Source organism: Mesorhizobium sp. USDA 3734 (genome assembly GCF_056279665.1).
This window is the reverse complement of the sequence record NZ_JBWCCW010000001.1, coordinates 2,255,203-2,270,369: the sequence shown is the minus strand read 5'-3', so window position 1 is coordinate 2,270,369 and position 15,167 is coordinate 2,255,203. Positions and strand designations below refer to the sequence as shown.

Below are 15,167 nucleotides of genomic sequence, written 5' to 3'. Positions count from 1 at the left end.
TTCCCAGCGTTTGGGCCGCCCCTCATTGCCCTGCCGGGCATTTCTCCCCGTATAGTGACGGGGAGAAAGAGGCTGGCCGGATGCCGGCGCTCTTCTTGAAACGCTGGTGATTGGCGAAACCATCAACAGCAGTGTCCTTCTCCCCGTCACTATACGGGGAGAAGATGGCGGTGTCCGAACCGGATAGATAGGTAACAGAATGGACCGATAGCATGGGTGACAGTTTTCTTGTCCGCCGGAGGACCGGCGATGGTTTGGCGAGAGACTGGCATCATGGACGAGCGGCTTCGGTTTGTTGTGGAGTGTCTTTCTGGAGATGAGACGATGGTGGCGCTTTGTGCGGCCCACGAGATCTCACGCAAGACCGGCTACAAATGGCTTGGACGCTATCGGGAGCTAGGCCCGGAAGGTTTGCACGACCGGCCGCGAGCCCCGCTCAATCATGGCCGGGCGACAGCTCTTGATCTGGTTGAGCAGATCGTCGCGGCGAAGGAGACGCATCCGCTCTGGGGTCCCAAGAAGATCGTGGCGCGGCTCAGGCGCACGGCTCCCGAATTCATGTGGCCGTCGGCCTCGACGGTGGGGGCGATCCTTGCGCGGCATGGGCTTGTCAGCGCCCGCAAACGGCCGCGTCTGCGGGCCTGCGGCAATGGACCGTGGCCGCAAGCCGAGAGGCCGAATGCAGTGTGGACTGGCGATCACAAGGGCTGGTTCCGGACCCGTGACGGGTGGCGCTGCGAACCGCTGACGGTGATGGATGCGTCAAGCCGCTATCTTCTGGCGCTCGAAGCGACGGGATCGACGGCCGATAGCGAGGCTTGGCCGGTGTTCGAACGGCTGTTTGAGGAGCATGGCCTGCCGGATCGCTTCAGAAGTGACAACGGCCCACCCTTCGCATCGGCCGGCGTCACCGGGCTGACGCCGCTTGTGGTGCGCTTCATCAAGCTCGACATCGCGCTGGAGCGGATCGCACCCGGCAAGCCGCAGCAGAACGGACGCCACGAGCGCTTCCATCTGACCATGCTACCGCTGGCAGAGGCGCCGGAAGCCGACAGAACGGCCCAGGGTCAAGCCTTCGAGGCCTTCCGGCAAAGCTACAATGAGGAGCGTCCGCATGAGGCACTCGCCATGGACACCCCAGCCCAGCATTACCGCCCCTCGCAGCGCGCCATGCCAAGGACGCCACCCGAGCCTGACTATCCGGCCGAGGCTGCGGTCCGCCGTGTGCGCCACAATGGTGAGATCAGGTGGAATGGCGGCTTCATCTATGTCTCGCAAGCGCTGGCCGGCGAGCCGGTCGCTGCCGCGCAGACCGAGGACGGCGAATGGACACTCTCCTTCCATGCCCATCCGCTCGGCATCATCGACACCAGGCGCATGAAGCTTGTCCGCCGCAGCGCCGCCCCAACCAATCCGCTTGGCGCTGCGCCGGACGCATAGGGGAGAGAAGTGTTACCTATGTATCCGGTTCAATCTGTTACCCATCTATCGGCTGGACAGCGGCAGCCAGATGAGGGGCGGCGCAAACGCCCGGTGAAGTACAAACTCAGACCTGAAGCTATTGCCCTTGTCGCTCCGGCCTCCCCAGTTGGCGCGCGATCGTCAGAGGGAGCCGAGCTTGCCCAGGTCCTTCGCAACGAGGTAATAGAAGGTAACCCGGCTCTTGGTGTTATCGGCGGCCATCGCCTTGCAGGTCTTCTCGATTGATGCATCGGCCTTCGCTGCATCGCTGATGCCGAGTTTCTTGGCGACCCAGTTGTCCCTGACACGCCCGAGTTCCTTCGGGTCGGTGCAGGATACCAGCGAGGAATCACGGTTCCTGAGCGCGATACCCAGGTGCTTGACGATCTTTTCGACCACATCCGCACTGGCGCCCGCGTCGTATTTCTTCACGTCTGCAAGATAGTCGGCCATCAAAATTCCCCTCGTCGGCGCCACGGATCCGATCGATGAGGGCTGTGGCGCGCTGCTGCAACTTGTGCGCTAGGTCGATAACTCCTCACCGTGGCAAAGCTTCGGTTGAGACCGCGCCCAAGTCAACCCTATGGAGATGCGGTTTTGACACGGGGACAAAGTGCCATTGCGGCCTTTCATTTCCTGCGATCGCCCCCTATATTCGGTTTGTCGGCTTGACCGACTATGGCGATAAATGGGCGATGAAATAAGCCGTTCGGACCCGGGGGCGGTACCCGGCGCCTCCACCAAAAGCCGCGGTCGATGAGAGAGCGGTTTTTGCTGGGGGCGAAATAGGATCGACGAAGGTGTAAAGATCGTACTTTTGCCCGGCATGGTACCACCGTCATCGGGCTAAACCTGTAGTTGCAAATGACAACTATGCGGAAGCACGTCTCGCCGCGTAAGCGGTGCGATAGCTTCAAATCAAGCCCTAGAGGTTCGCACTTCTAGGCGGGGTTCGGAGGTACCTGGCAACAGAAACCTCCACTTCTCCCCTCCTCAACATACTTTACGCACAACGGCAGCTCTCGCTGGTCAGACCTTCGTGCGGCCTATGGGCCGCGAAGGCGCCCCGCCGCGTGCCCTTCTCCATGGACGAAACATGCAAAACGATTCCGATCGATTCTTCGTGCTCACCGGTGGTCCCGGCTCCGGCAAGACCACCCTGATCGAAGCCCTGCGCCGGACAGGCTTTGCCACCTCGCTCGAAGCCGGCCGCGGCATCATCCGCGACCAGTCCGCCATAGGCGGACCTGCCCTGCCCTGGCACGATCGCGCACTGTTCGCCGAACTGATGCTGTCGTGGGAGATGCGCTCGTATCAGGCTGCGCGCGAACAGACCGGGCGCCCTGTTTTTTTCGATCGCGGCGTGCCGGACACGCTTGGCTATCTCAGGCTGAGCGGCATGCCGGTTCCCGAACATGCCAACGCCGCCGCCAGGCGCTTCCGCTATCATCAGCGCGTCTTCGTCGCCCCGCCCTGGCCGGAGATCTTCACGCAGGATGAAGAGCGCAGGCAGACGCCTGATGAGGCCGAGCGCACCTATCATGCGCTGGCTGGCGTCTACACGGAGTTGGGCTATGAACTGGTCCCGCTGCCTTTGGCGCCGGTCGAGGAACGGCTGCGCTTCGTGCTGGCCGAGGCAGGATTGGCATGAAAAAGGCCGGGTGAACCCGGCCTTTTTGTTCTCATCGAAAGTCTGTTATTCCGCCGGTGCCTCGACGGCGTCGCGCGAGCGGCCGAGTGTGACCTTGGCCAGCGTGAAGGAGATCACCGCGCACAGCGTGATGCCAGCCACCATCGGCAGTGGCGTGCCGTCGAAGAACACGCCGGCAACACCCATGGCGAGTGCGCCGATGGCGAAATGCAGCGTGCCCATCAGCGCCGAAGCCGTGCCGGCGATCTCGCCATGCTCTTCCATGGCCAGCACCGAGGTGGTCGGAATGACCAGACCGAGGAAGCCGTAGCCGACGAACAGCAGTGCCGCCATCACGTCGAGCCGGTCGATGCCGGTCGCCATCACCGCAAACAGCACCACCATCGTCGTCGCATAGCCGGTCACAGCGACGCGCACCACGCGCCGCAGCCCGAAACGCTCGGCCAGCAGTCCAGTCATCTGCGACATGCCGATGAAGGCGACCGCATTGATCGAGAAGAACACGCTGTAGACCGAAGGCGACAGGCCGTAATGGTCGATCAGGATGAACGACGAGCTCGACAGATAGACGAAGAAGCTCGCAATGCCGAAGCCGGCGATCGCCGTCAGGCCGAGGAAGTTACGGTCGCCCATCAGCAAGCGGTAGGCCGACAGCGCGGTGCCGAAAGAGGATCCGGCACGGTCTTCAACCGGCCGCGTCTCCTTGAGCGAGGTCGCCAAAAGGATGGTGGCCAGCAGAGCAGCTCCCGTCACCGTCCAGAACACGGCGCGCCAGCCTAAATTCTCGATGATCACGCTGCCGGTCAGCGGCGCCAGGATCGGCGACACCGAGAACACCAGCATCAGCAAGGACATCAGCTTGGCGGCCTCATTGCCGGTGTGCAGGTCGCGCACGATGGCGCGCGGAACGGCCATGCCGGCGCTGGCGCCAAGCCCTTGCAGGAAGCGGAAAGCGATCAGCCATTCGATGGTCGGCGCCATTGCCGAACCGATGCCGCCGACCATGAACAGCGCAAGGCCGCCGTAAAGCGGCAGCTTGCGGCCGACCATATCCGAGATCGGACCGACGACGATCTGGCCAAAACCCATCGACAGGAAGAAGATCAACAGACTCATCTGCACGGCAGCGGTGCCGGCATGCAAATCCGCGCCGATCGACGGCAGTGCCGGCAGATACATGTCGATGGCGAACGGGCCGATGGCGGACAACAGGCCGAGCACGACCGCAATGCGGAGGAATTTGGGACTCATGATAAAGGCTTCTTTCAAATCTGGTTGCCGCCGCCAGGCGACGTCTAACCTAGGACGTTCCATCCCATGAGATTCCGACACGGCTCTGCGAGCGAAATCTCTTTATCTTGTGTCCACAAATTTAGACACTCTTGTCTAAATCGTCAATCACCTCTATATAGTTTTTTATGAAGCTGCACGTTTCTCCTGACATTTTCCCGCCACGCGGCCATGAGGCCAAACGCCTGTCGATCGTCGATTCCGCCGCCACCGTGTTTTGCCGCGAAGGTTTTGCTGGCGCCAATATCGATCTGATCGCCGCCGAAGCCGGCGTCTCGCGCCAGACCATCTACAACCATCACGGCGACAAGGAGAAATTGTTCGTTGCTGTGGTCCGCGACCTCACCGAACGCTGCAATGCCGGCATCTTCGCCACCATTGCCACCTTCCCCGATCTGCCGGGGGATCTCGAAGCCGATCTGATCGGCTTTGCCGTGCGCTTGAATCAGAATTGCATCTGCAACCGCGATGGAAAATTCCTGCGCAAGCTGATCCAGACCGAAGGCGAGCGCTATCCCGAACTGTTTGCCGAATGGCGCGAACAGGGACCGGGCAGGACATGGCCGGCAATCGCGGCGCGCTTTGCCCGCCTCGCCTATGGCGGCTACCTCACGATCGAGGACCCCGACGTGGCGGCACGCCAGTTCCTTGGCCTCGTCAATGCCGAACTGCAGACGACCTTCATGCTTGGCGGTTCGCCGCGCGAGGACGAAGTGCTGCAATCCGCGACCAATGGCGTGCGCACCTTCCTGCGCGCCTTCGGCAAGCGCCGCTCCGCGACATCGGTTGAAAAGCAAAGCGCGCTCGCCAGCGCCTGAGCGATCAAATCGTCGGCAATAGTCCTCGCTTCCGCGCGGCGGTGGTCTATATCAGGTTTACGCCGCCCTCAAGCTTGATTACAGCTATGCGGACGATTCAACGGAACCCGACCGCCACATGGCCGACGACCACATCCGCTACGACATTCTGGCCCAGGAGGCGTTGCGCGGCGTCATGCGCAAGGTCCTGGCCGAGGTCGCGCGCACCGGCCTCCCCGGCAACCACCACTTCTTCATCACCTTCCTGACCGGTGCGCCGGGCGTGCGCGTGTCTTCGCGGCTGCGCGAGCGCTATCCCGAGCAGATGACCATCGTCATCCAGTTCCAGTATTGGGACCTGAAGGTGACCGACACCGGCTTCGAGGTCGGCCTGTCCTTCTCCGACGTGCCGGAGAAGCTCGAAATCCCGTTCTCGGCCGTCCGCGGCTTCTATGATCCGTCGGTCAACTTCGAACTCGAATTCGACGTCAAGACGGACGGTGCAGCCGAGGAGCCAGCCGCTCAAGCCACGCCCGAGCCGCTGACCATCGTCTCCGAGAAAAAGCCGAAGGCCGAGAAGAAGGCGGCTGCAGCCGAGGCGGAGAAGAAGCCCGCGGCTGCGGACGCCGCCACCAAGGGCGCCGAAGTGGTCTCGCTCGACGCCTTTCGCAAGAAATAGGCCGGCGGGCACGCCATGGCCGACATCGTCAACCTTCGCCAGGCTCGCAAGCATAAGGCGCGGGACGAGAAAGTGCGCGTCGCCGAACAGAACCGGGCACTGCACGGCCGTTCCAAAGGTGAGAAGCAACGCGACCGCATAGTCGCCAACAAGGCCGAGAACTTTGTCGCTGGGCACCGCCGCGAGCCATCCGGCGCTGAAGACGACCAGTGAGCGCCGTGGAAAAGCGTTCGGTGACCATTCGCGGTCACCGCACCAGCTACTCGCTCGAAAAGCCTTTCTATGACGACCTCGTCGCGATCGCGGCCGCCCGGCAATTGACGCTCGCCGCTCTTGTCGCCGAAGTCGACGAGACGCGGCCGCGCGACACCAACCTGTCCTCGGCGCTGAGGCTCCATGTCCTCGAATGGGCAAAGCGCGGAACGACTCCTGGATAGCGGCCTGTCCGCTTCTTGCGATCGGATGGGACAGGCCGCCGTCGGAGGGCGCTATTTCAGCGGCAAAAACAGCTCCGCGACCGCCTCATGCTCCGGCACTTCCGCGAAGAAGCCCAGCCGCTGGCAATAGATCGGGAAATCGCGTGCTTCCTCGCCGCTGGCCGGAAGCCAGTCGCGGTAAAGATAGAGCGCGGCGGGCTCCAGATTGTCGGTGTTGCCGACGACGCGCAGCACCGCGCAGCGTCCGCCAGGGATCTCGCCGGGTTTGACCTGCTCGCCGTTCGCCTCGATCGGTTGGCCAGTCCCGACACAAAGGTCCACGCTATAATCGGCAGGCGACGCAGGACGCCGCTCGGAACGCCAGACATTGAAGGTCGGACTTGTCTTGGGCGACAGGCCAGCGGCCTTGCGCCACGCGATGAACCGCTGGATGGTGGCGCCGAGCGTCGCCGGGTCGCCCCGATGCTCCACGATCGCCACCGGCGTCGGGGCCACATCGCGAATCGTCACGTCGTCAGTGGTAAAAGTCTTCTGCATGAGCTTGCTCCTGGCGTTGTCGAGAGGCCCGAAGGCCGCAAGCCACGGCTCCCAGTCGGGAGACTTCCGGAACGACGAAGGCGATTGTCCGAACCGTTGCCGAAAGGCGCGGGCGAAGGCATCCGGCGCATCGTAACCGGCATCCATCGCTATGTCCGTGACGCTTTGGGCGTCTCGGTAGGCCAGCCGATACGAAGCGCGCTTCATACGGGCAAGCTGGACATAGCGATGCACGGACAACCCGAAGGTTGCCCTAAACTGCCGGTGGAAATGAAACTTCGAGAAGGCCGCAACACCGCTCAGCGTTCCCAGGTCCAGATCACTGCCAAGATGCCGGTCGATGTAGTCCAGCACTCGCTGCATCCGGGCATGGTAGTTTTGAAGCGCCGCCTTCATCGTCCTTCCTCCGTGGCGGCTCCAACTAGTCGCTCATGGCCATAACGTGCTCGACCGATCTTGCGGTTTTGTCACGGGTCGCAGAACATCGCCAAGGGTCGTTTACGGGCACGCCCAATTTATGGACGAGCGGCGAAAAGGGAGCGTTTGCGGCTGGTGAGTCTACAGCCTACAGGCCCTCGACCACGTCTGCCTTTTTCCTGCGTCCGGTGCCGAAGCCAAGCAAGGTCGAGCGATCGCGCTCCTCGGCCTGTTTCCTCGACCGCACGCGCATCAGATCCTTCCAGCCGACATAGCCGACCAGCTGCGAGCCTTCGCGGGTGACGACGGGCAGATGGGAGACGTTGGCCAGCAGCAATTTGTCGGAAAGGCCTTCGAGATACTCATCCGGATAGGCGAGCGTCACCTTGCTGCCGGCCAGCAACGCGCCAAGCGTCGTGGTGCGGTGGGTGCCGGCACGGCGCCAGCGCAATATCGCCGGCGGATCGATGAGACCCAGCACCTGCCTGTTTTCATCGACCACCGGAAAGCTCGGATGCCGTGTCTCCGGTGCGGTCAGGAAGGCTGCTGCGCCATGCAGCGTCATCGTCGCCGGCACGCTCTCGACCTCGGACGTCATCACCTCGCGCACCCTGGTCAGAGCGAAAGGGTCGACACGGTATTCGCGCACGAGGTGGTGCCCTCGCCTGGCGATCTTCTCGGTCAGGATCGACCGCTTCATCAAGAGCACGGTGACGGCGTGCGCCGCCGCGCAAGCCGCGATCAGCGGCACCAGCACATGGGTGTTGCCGGTCAGTTCGACCGCGAAGAAAGTGGCCGTCAGCGGTGCACGCATGGTGCCGCCCATGGTGGCGGCCATGGCCAGCAGCGCCCAGAAGCCCGGGTCCGCCGCCGGCAGGAAACCGGCGAGCACCGCCCCCATCGCCCCACCCATGATCAGCAGCGGCGCCAGCACGCCTCCGGATGTCCCCGACCCGAGCGCCACCGACCAGATGATGGCCTTGACCACCAGCAGGATGAGTGCGGCGGTGGCAAGCGTGTGGCCATCCAGCATGTCGGCGATGTTGTCATAGCCGACGCCGAGCGCCTGCGGTTCGATCAGCCCGCCAATGCCGACCACCAGACCGCCCAGCATCGGCCACCACATCCAGTGGATGGGCAGTTTCTGAAAACCATCCTCGCAGGCATAGACCATCTGCGTCAGCAGTCCCGACAACAGGCCGGCCGCGACACCGATCGCCACCCAGCCGGCAAGGCCGACAAAGGACACCGCCATGCCTCCCTGGAACGGGAAGATCGGTCCGGGCAGATGCAGCATGGTGCGCTCGACCTCGGCAATGATTGCCGCCACCGCCACGGGAATGAAGCTGCGCGGGGTCCATTCGAAAAGCAGCAGTTCGACCGCCAGCATGATGGCGGCGATCGGTGTTCCGAAGACCGTCGTCATACCGGCCGCCGCGCCCGCCACCAGCAGCGTCTTGCGTTCGTTGTCGCTGACCGGCAGCATCTGCGCGATCAGCGAGCCGATCGCGCCGCCCGTCATGATGATCGGACCCTCGGCGCCGAACGGTCCGCCGGAGCCGATCGAGATCGCCGACGACAGCGGCTTCAGGATCGCCACCTTGGCGTCGAGTTTTGAGCGTCCCAGCAGGATCGCCTCGATGGCCTCGGGAATGCCGTGGCCACGGATCTTCTCGCTGCCGAAGCGCGCCATCAGGCCGATGATCAGCGCGCCGATCACCGGAACGATGACGGCGGCAAGCCCAAGTGGTGTATCCTCGAGTTTCAGATCGGCAAGCGAGAACTGGCCGAAATAAGCGATGTTGGTGGCCAGCCGGATCAGTTTCAAAAGCGCGATGCCGGCAAACAGCCCGGCTGTCGCCACCACCACGGCAATGGCGGCGACGAGCAGCACCCTGACGTCCGTGGTGAAATCACGCAGATGCTCCGGGTTCGAGTGATGGGTCTTCATGGCAAATTCGCTTCCTGGTGGCGGGCCGTATGTCGGATATGCGGCACGGTCGAAGCGGCCAGCCGGTTTATCGGTGGCTATGTATCGTAACACGATATAAATATTCAAGCTGGTTTTGCCTCAAACCGTTTGAGCTTTCTCGGAAAACGAACAAATGTCGGGTATGTCGCAGCCACAAAAACCCCGCCCCGCCATCAGCCAAGCCGACTACCAGCGGCTGTCCGAGTTTCGCTACCTGATCCGCCGCTTCCTCGAATTCAGCCAGATCCAGGCGGAAGACGCCGGCCTGCCCCCGCGCCAGCATCAGGCGCTGCTGGCGATCAAGGGATTCCCGGGCGGCGGGCCGGTGACGGTTGGCGACCTCGCGGAACGGCTGCGCATCCGCCACCACAGCGCCGTCGAACTGGTCAACCGCCTCAGCGAGGCGGGACTGGTCGCAAGGGATCAGGACAAGGACGACCACCGCCGCGTGCTGCTGCAGCTGACCGAGCGCGCCGACGATTGTCTGGCCGAGCTGTCGGCGGCACATCTCGACGAACTGTCACGCATCGAACCGATGCTGCGGCGACTGCTCGATCGCACGTGAACACTCCGGCGTTTTGTGAGCGACACGAATTATTTCCCCGTGCCCGAATCCTTTCGTCTCACGATAACGTCTCGAAGATAAACGACCTCAAAGGCGCAGGGCAACCAAGAGGAACAACCGCGATGAAACGCCACCTGATACGCTACAAGACGAAACCGGAACGGACCGACGAGAATGAACGGCTGGTCAAGGCCGTGTTCCAGGAACTGCGGGAAAAATCGCCGGAAGGCGTTCGCTACATGACATGGCGGTCCGGCGACGGGACTTTTGTCCATCTGGTCGAGACGGAAACCGAGGCCCATGCCGACATCATCACCGGGCTGGCGGCATTCGAGGCCTTTCAGAGTGGCATCAGGGATCGCTTGATCGAGCGTCCGCAGCGCGAGGAAATGACAGTTGTGGGCCACTACCGGATGCTGGACCAGTAACGGCAACCAGAGGCGCATGAACGTACCTGGCGAAATCCACGAGCCTTTTAACCGTCTGTTCGGCGAAATGCGCCCCAAGCTGCACCGCTATTGCGCCCGCATGACAGGCTCGGTCATCGACGGCGAGGACGTGCTGCAGGAAGCGCTGACCAAGGCGTTCGAAGCTCTGCCCAACGCCGGCCCGATCGCCAACCCGGAAGGCTGGCTGTTTCGCATTGCCCACAATGCGGCGCTTGATTTCCTGCGCCGGCGCGCCCGTGAGAAGGCCTTTTCTGATGAGGACCCGGACAGGATCGTCGACCCGGTAAATCCCACAGTCGACCGTCAGGCCGCGGCGGCCGGCCTGCATACTTTCATGCGCCTTCCCGTCACGCAGCGAAGCAGCGTCATCATGATGGACGTTCTGGGTTATTCGCTGCAAGAGATCAGCGCCGTGCTCGACACCAGCATTCCCGCCATCAAGGCGGCGCTGCACCGCGGCCGCGGCCGGTTGCGCCAGCTTGCCGATGAGCCCGACGACCGCCCGGCTCCCAGGCTCAGCGCGCCTGAGCGTCTGCTGCTCGACGCCTATATTGATCGCTTCAACGCCCGCGACTTCGACGCGGTGCGCGACATGCTGGCCGATGAGGTGCGGCTGGAGCTGGTGGCCAGGGCGCGGCTGAACGGTCGCAAGGAAGTCGGCACTTACTTCAGCAATTATTCCCGAGTGCAGGATTGGCATCTTATGCCCGGCTTCGTCGAAAACAGGCCGGCAGTCCTCGTCCGCGATAGCGATGACCCGGTGGCGCTGCCGTCCTATTTCATCCTGCTGGGCTGGCGGGACGGCAAACTCTTGACCGTCCGGGATTTCCGCCACGCCCGCTACACCGCCGACGGTGCCGAACTGTTCGTGCTTTGAAACGATTTCGGGGCGGAAAGGCCTCTTCTACTGCCTACTGCCTACTGCAGCGACTTCAACAAATTGTCGAGCGTGAACGGATTGGACTTTGGCTTGGCCGGCGGCGGATTGTCGTTAGCCTCCGGCAGCGGCGCACGCTCCACCTTCGGAGCCTGCTGCACGGTCTTGCGTTCAGCCTCGAGCTTTGCCTTTTCGATGCGCATCGCCTCTTCCGCCTTCTGTCGCTCCTGCTCGTTGGCCTGCGCCTTGGCCGCTTCGTCGGCGGCCTGCTGTTCGGCAGCGGCCTTGGCGTCCGCATCCGCCTTGGCCTTGGCATCCGCATCGGCCTTGGCTTTCGCCTCCGCGTCGGCCTGAGCTTTGGCGTCGGCTTCAGCTTTCGCCTGGGCGTCCGCTTCGGCCTTGGCCTTGGCGTCAGCCTCTGCTTTCAGCCGTGCTGCTTCCTCCTGCTTGCGCAATTCCTCGGCGGCGTTGTCACGTTCGGTCTGCAGCGCCGCGTAATAGCGCACCTCGCGCCGCAGCCGCTGCTTTTCGAGCAGCGCGGCCTGCATCGCCTCGACGCGCTGCTGCTCCTTCTCCAGCGCGCGCTGGGTCAGGAACTGCGCCAGCGGCTCGCTGTCGAACTCTCGTTTCACGGCGCCGAACGGCCCCTCGGCGGTGAAGTTCACGACCGGCTCGGAACCGACCAGGGCGTCGTCGCCTGGCCGATAGGTGATCGCCCCCTTGGCGGAAACCATGGTTGTGTTGAGGTCCGCCGTGATGTCGGCAGACAAAGTCGCCGCCGGATTCTCCAGGTTGATCGGCGGCGCCCTCAGCATGCCGCCGGCAACCGTGAACGCAATGTCGGTGTCCTTGGCGGCAAGACTGCCATCGGCGGCGATGTCAGGCGCGAAGCCGGCGGTCTTGGCCGCATCGATGTCACGCCCGATCGCATCCGCCTTGGCGAGGAACGCACTGAACGCATCGGGATTGACGCCGGCGACCTGCAAGCTCCTCAGCGTCGCCGTACCGGATCCGGACAAGGCGGCCACCATCCCTTCCACCGATTTGCCGCTGCTTGACAGCGCCATCGAGAAATCGCTGATGCCGCTGATGCCGGCATCCGGCAGCACGTTCGCCAGATCAGCACCCGCCAGTTTCATCTGGCCGGTGAAAAGTCCGGTGCCGTCATTGTTCTTCAGCTCGAACAGGCCGGTCAGCGCCCCGCCCAGCAATTTCGCCTTCAGATCCGAAACGCGGATGCCTTCCTGGTCGAGCTTCAGCGAAAAGGCGGCATCATACGCGGTAGCGAACCGACCAGCGGCGAGCGCTGCCGTCGTCAGGTCGAGGTCGGCGGTGAACGGCAGGTTGGATTTCTGGCTGAACGGTGTGGCCGGCCACACCCCGCTCTTATCAGCCCCTTGCTTGTCGGCCCCCTCCTGGTCGACAAGAAAGGCGGAATCGCCGAACAGCGCCACCGCCATTGGATCAAGATCGAGTTCGTCGAGCGCCAGCGCGCCGGCCAGATGCGGCATGCCGTCTTTGACGTCGACATTGACGTCGCCGGACACCGCCGCTTCGTTGATGGCGCCGCTGAGTTCGTCCAGCACCAGCAGACCGTTGCCATAGTCGCCCTGCGCCGAGAGCGACGTCGACATGCCCGCCCCCATGCCCGGCAGGCCGATCCCCGATGTCATCAGCCATGGCTCGATGTCGGCGGCATCGAGGCTGAGCTTGCCCTTGGCGGCGAGGCCTTGCGACGTATCGGCTATCGTGCCTTCGAAAGCGGCCTTGAAGTCGTCGCCGGCAAGGCTGAAACTCGTTGCCAGGCCGCCGCCAAGCGTGCCCTTGGCCTGAATGTCCGTGCTTGCCTCACCCAGCATGCCGAGCGGCAGCGCCGGCAGGCCGTAGAGGGCCAGCAGCGCGGTGGCATCAGGGTTCTTGGCGTTGAAGGTCAGCGCCACCGGCGCTTCGAGAAGCTTGTCCACCGCCCCCTTCCCCGACAGTGACGCGGAAAAGGCCGAGCCGCCGGCCTTGCCTTGCCCGCTCACCGCCAGGCCCGAGGTGCCGTCGCCATTGTCGGCCGCACTCGCCACCAGGTCGACGCGCGCGTCCTGGAACAGCTCGGGATAGGCGGCGGCACGGCTTGCCAGTCCTTTCAGCACGGCACTGTCGGGATAATGCTGAGTGGCGACGTCGATAAGCGGCTTCAGGTCGACGGCGACCACCGAGGCGTCGAGCTTGCCGGTCGGGCTCGCCGGGAAATCCTTGATCCTTCCGGTGGCGCTGATCGAGGCGCCGGCCAGCCCGCCCACCGACAGCCGGTCGATTTCGAGCAGTCCGTCGCGTAACCTCAGTGCGGTGTCGACCGTGTCGGCGGTCAACCCGCCGGCGCTGACCGGCCCTGCCTTGATCTGGAAATCGAGGTCGCGGTCGGCAAAGCGATTGGCGCCCTTGTCGCTGACGAAGATCGAGGCGAAGGCCGCCAGCCCGTCGACATCGAGTTCGCCGCCTTCGAGCCGCATCAGCACCGACGGCTTGGCATCGTCGGGCTGGCTGGAATCGATGCGGCCGGAAAACTTCGCCTTGCCCAGGATCAGTTCGAGATCGCTGAAGGCCTGACGTTTCTCCGAGAGCTCGACCTTGGCCTTGAAGCCGGCGGCGGGCAATCGGCGGATCGCCTCGTCGACATCCTTCGACAGCCAGGCGGCAAAGCCAGAGGGTTGCGCCACGGCCAGCAGCATCGAGCCGTTGAAGCCGAAATGGCCCTCCAAATTGAGCAGGAGCATGCCATCGGCTTCCAGCGTGGTGCGGCCGGGCAAGGTCGCGGCAAGCGATTTCACCGACCAGCCGCCATCGACCGGCTCGGCGGAAAGATGAACGTCGCGCACCGTGGTGTCGCCGACCACCACCGCCGGCAGCTTGACCTCGACCGTGCCGGGTATGGTCGGCTTCGGCAAATCGAGCAGCGCCTGCTCGAACGCCGCAATGCGCTGATCGAGTGTCAGGCCGGCGCCGGCCTGAGCACCCACAGCCTCGTCGAACTGCACCTGCGCGCCATTGGCCTCGATGGCGAAGTTCGGCTTCAGCCCGAGATCGACCGAGGCCTTGCCGTCGGCGGTGTAGGGGTTGTCGAGCGGCCCGGTCTCGAAACGAAATTCGTCGACGCCCAACTTCTGATGATCGAGCGAAAACTTGCCGTTCAGCCGAAAGCCCGGATCGGGCTTGCCGGCGCTGACCTTCACCGTCTCGCCATCGGTGCCGCGCAGCTGGGCGCTGTTCTTGTCGGCACCGGAGATCTTGAACTGGCCGGAATAGACGGCAGCACCATTGACGATGCCGGCATTGCCGTCGGTCTCGATGACCAGCGGATAGGCATCCGGATCGGCTTTCAGCCGCAGCCGCATCTGCCCAGTGCCTTCGGCCTTACCGGTGGACGCCGCGACCGTGGTGCGCAACCCGTCCAGCCGCAGCGTGCCGTCCATGCGCCACGGGCCGGCCAGCGACTTGGCCGAGATGGTCGAGTTGATCTCGGAAAACAGATGGCTTCGCCCGCCGGCGGCATGGCGCAGTTCGATCTGCCCTTCCGTTACCGTCAGCTTCTCGATCGAGATCTGGTTGAGGTCGAAGGGCGAGGACGGCCGCATCGCCCAGTCGACCGTGCCGTCATTGGCAATATCGATGGTCGCCTTCGGCCGCACCAGTCGCATGTCGAAGATCAGCACTTCGCCACGCAGGAAGGGCGCCAGTTCCGCATCCATCGAAAACGTCTCGACGGTCATGGCCGGCTGGCCATTGGGGCCACCGGCGACGGCGACATTCGCGAAGGTCACCGAGGGGAACGGCAGCAGCCTTGCCGTGGCGTCGCCCTGCACGGTCACCTTGCGGCCGAGAATGGCGCTCGCCTCGCGCTCGAATTCGGCGCGGTAGCCGGTCCAGTCGACAAAATACGGCACCACCAGCGCCGCACACAGCACCAGCACAAAAAGACCACCGAAGATCACGAACAGGCGTGCGAGCATCAGCTCCGAACGGGTTGATTGAAATTCAGCCGCACTC

The 15,167-nt window shown here is 63.6% G+C and carries 14 protein-coding genes and 1 other RNA gene; 10 read left to right on the top strand and 5 right to left on the bottom strand.

From position 1 onward, the window contains the following. Positions 1 to 249: 249 nt before the first annotated feature. Entirely contained in the window at positions 250 to 1,440 is a 1,191-nt protein-coding gene (locus ACZ89F_RS10810; protein WP_476091744.1) for a helix-turn-helix domain-containing protein, read from the top strand. Positions 1,441 to 1,602: 162 nt separating this feature from the next. Here ACZ89F_RS10810 and ACZ89F_RS10805 read toward each other — a convergent pair whose 3' ends face one another. After that, positions 1,603 to 1,914 carry a DUF2853 family protein gene (locus tag ACZ89F_RS10805; protein ID WP_476091742.1) on the bottom strand — a complete coding sequence of 104 codons (312 nt, stop codon included), beginning with the start codon at positions 1,912 to 1,914 and terminating at the stop codon, positions 1,603 to 1,605. Between the two features lie 170 nt (positions 1,915 to 2,084). On the opposite strand from ACZ89F_RS10805, the gene ssrA reads away from it, so the two are divergent. Beyond that, positions 2,085 to 2,444, top strand: a transfer-messenger RNA (tmRNA) gene (gene ssrA, locus ACZ89F_RS10800). A 113-nt stretch (positions 2,445 to 2,557) separates the two neighbouring features. Beyond that, entirely contained in the window at positions 2,558 to 3,112 is a 555-nt protein-coding gene (locus ACZ89F_RS10795; protein WP_476091740.1) for an AAA family ATPase, read from the top strand. 45 nt (positions 3,113 to 3,157) lie between these two features. Here the strand turns inward: ACZ89F_RS10795 and ACZ89F_RS10790 are convergent, their stop codons facing one another. Beyond that, on the bottom strand, positions 3,158 to 4,363 hold the full coding sequence (locus tag ACZ89F_RS10790; protein ID WP_476091738.1) for a multidrug effflux MFS transporter: 1,206 nt from the start codon (positions 4,361 to 4,363) through the stop codon (positions 3,158 to 3,160). A gap of 167 nt (positions 4,364 to 4,530) precedes the next feature. Here ACZ89F_RS10790 and ACZ89F_RS10785 point away from each other — a divergent pair, with 167 nt between their 5' ends. The 4 genes from ACZ89F_RS10785 (at position 4,531) to ACZ89F_RS10770 (ending at position 6,315) form a co-directional block, all read left to right on the top strand. After that, on the top strand, positions 4,531 to 5,220 hold the full coding sequence (locus ACZ89F_RS10785) for a TetR/AcrR family transcriptional regulator (protein WP_476091736.1): 690 nt from the start codon (positions 4,531 to 4,533) through the stop codon (positions 5,218 to 5,220). 118 nt (positions 5,221 to 5,338) lie between these two features. After that, positions 5,339 to 5,878: an SspB family protein gene (locus ACZ89F_RS10780; RefSeq protein ID WP_476091734.1), complete on the top strand. Its 540-nt coding sequence runs from the start codon at positions 5,339 to 5,341 to the stop codon at positions 5,876 to 5,878. Positions 5,879 to 5,893: 15 nt separating this feature from the next. Continuing rightward, positions 5,894 to 6,091, top strand: coding sequence for a DUF4169 family protein (locus tag ACZ89F_RS10775; RefSeq protein WP_476091732.1), 198 nt, complete (start codon positions 5,894 to 5,896; stop codon positions 6,089 to 6,091). Continuing rightward, the gene (locus ACZ89F_RS10770; protein ID WP_476091730.1) at positions 6,088 to 6,315 is read left to right on the top strand and encodes a ribbon-helix-helix domain-containing protein; all 228 of its coding nucleotides are present in this window, start codon (positions 6,088 to 6,090) and stop codon (positions 6,313 to 6,315) included. The genes ACZ89F_RS10775 and ACZ89F_RS10770 overlap by 4 nt, the downstream gene beginning before the upstream one ends. A 51-nt stretch (positions 6,316 to 6,366) precedes the next feature. On the opposite strand, the gene ACZ89F_RS10765 is transcribed toward ACZ89F_RS10770, so the two are convergent. Continuing rightward, complete coding sequence (locus tag ACZ89F_RS10765; protein WP_476091728.1) at positions 6,367 to 7,248, bottom strand: AraC family transcriptional regulator; 882 nt, start codon at positions 7,246 to 7,248, stop codon at positions 6,367 to 6,369. A gap of 169 nt (positions 7,249 to 7,417) precedes the next feature. Next, positions 7,418 to 9,220, bottom strand: a complete 1,803-nt coding sequence (locus ACZ89F_RS10760; protein WP_476091726.1) for a chloride channel protein — start codon at positions 9,218 to 9,220, stop codon at positions 7,418 to 7,420. 154 nt (positions 9,221 to 9,374) lie between these two features. On the opposite strand from ACZ89F_RS10760, the gene ACZ89F_RS10755 reads away from it, so the two are divergent. The 3 genes from ACZ89F_RS10755 to ACZ89F_RS10745 all read left to right on the top strand — a co-directional run bounded on the left by ACZ89F_RS10755 (position 9,375) and on the right by ACZ89F_RS10745 (position 11,132). Beyond that, entirely contained in the window at positions 9,375 to 9,806 is a 432-nt protein-coding gene (locus ACZ89F_RS10755) for a MarR family winged helix-turn-helix transcriptional regulator (RefSeq protein ID WP_476091724.1), read from the top strand. A gap of 122 nt (positions 9,807 to 9,928) precedes the next feature. After that, entirely contained in the window at positions 9,929 to 10,234 is a 306-nt protein-coding gene (locus tag ACZ89F_RS10750; protein WP_476091722.1) for a hypothetical protein, read from the top strand. Positions 10,235 to 10,250: 16 nt separating this feature from the next. After that, positions 10,251 to 11,132, top strand: a complete 882-nt coding sequence (locus ACZ89F_RS10745) for a sigma-70 family RNA polymerase sigma factor (RefSeq protein ID WP_476091720.1) — start codon at positions 10,251 to 10,253, stop codon at positions 11,130 to 11,132. Positions 11,133 to 11,173: 41 nt separating this feature from the next. Here ACZ89F_RS10745 and ACZ89F_RS10740 read toward each other — a convergent pair whose 3' ends face one another. Beyond that, positions 11,174 to 15,130, bottom strand: a complete 3,957-nt coding sequence (locus tag ACZ89F_RS10740) for an AsmA family protein (RefSeq protein WP_476091718.1) — start codon at positions 15,128 to 15,130, stop codon at positions 11,174 to 11,176. Between the last annotated feature and the right edge of the window lie 37 nt (positions 15,131 to 15,167).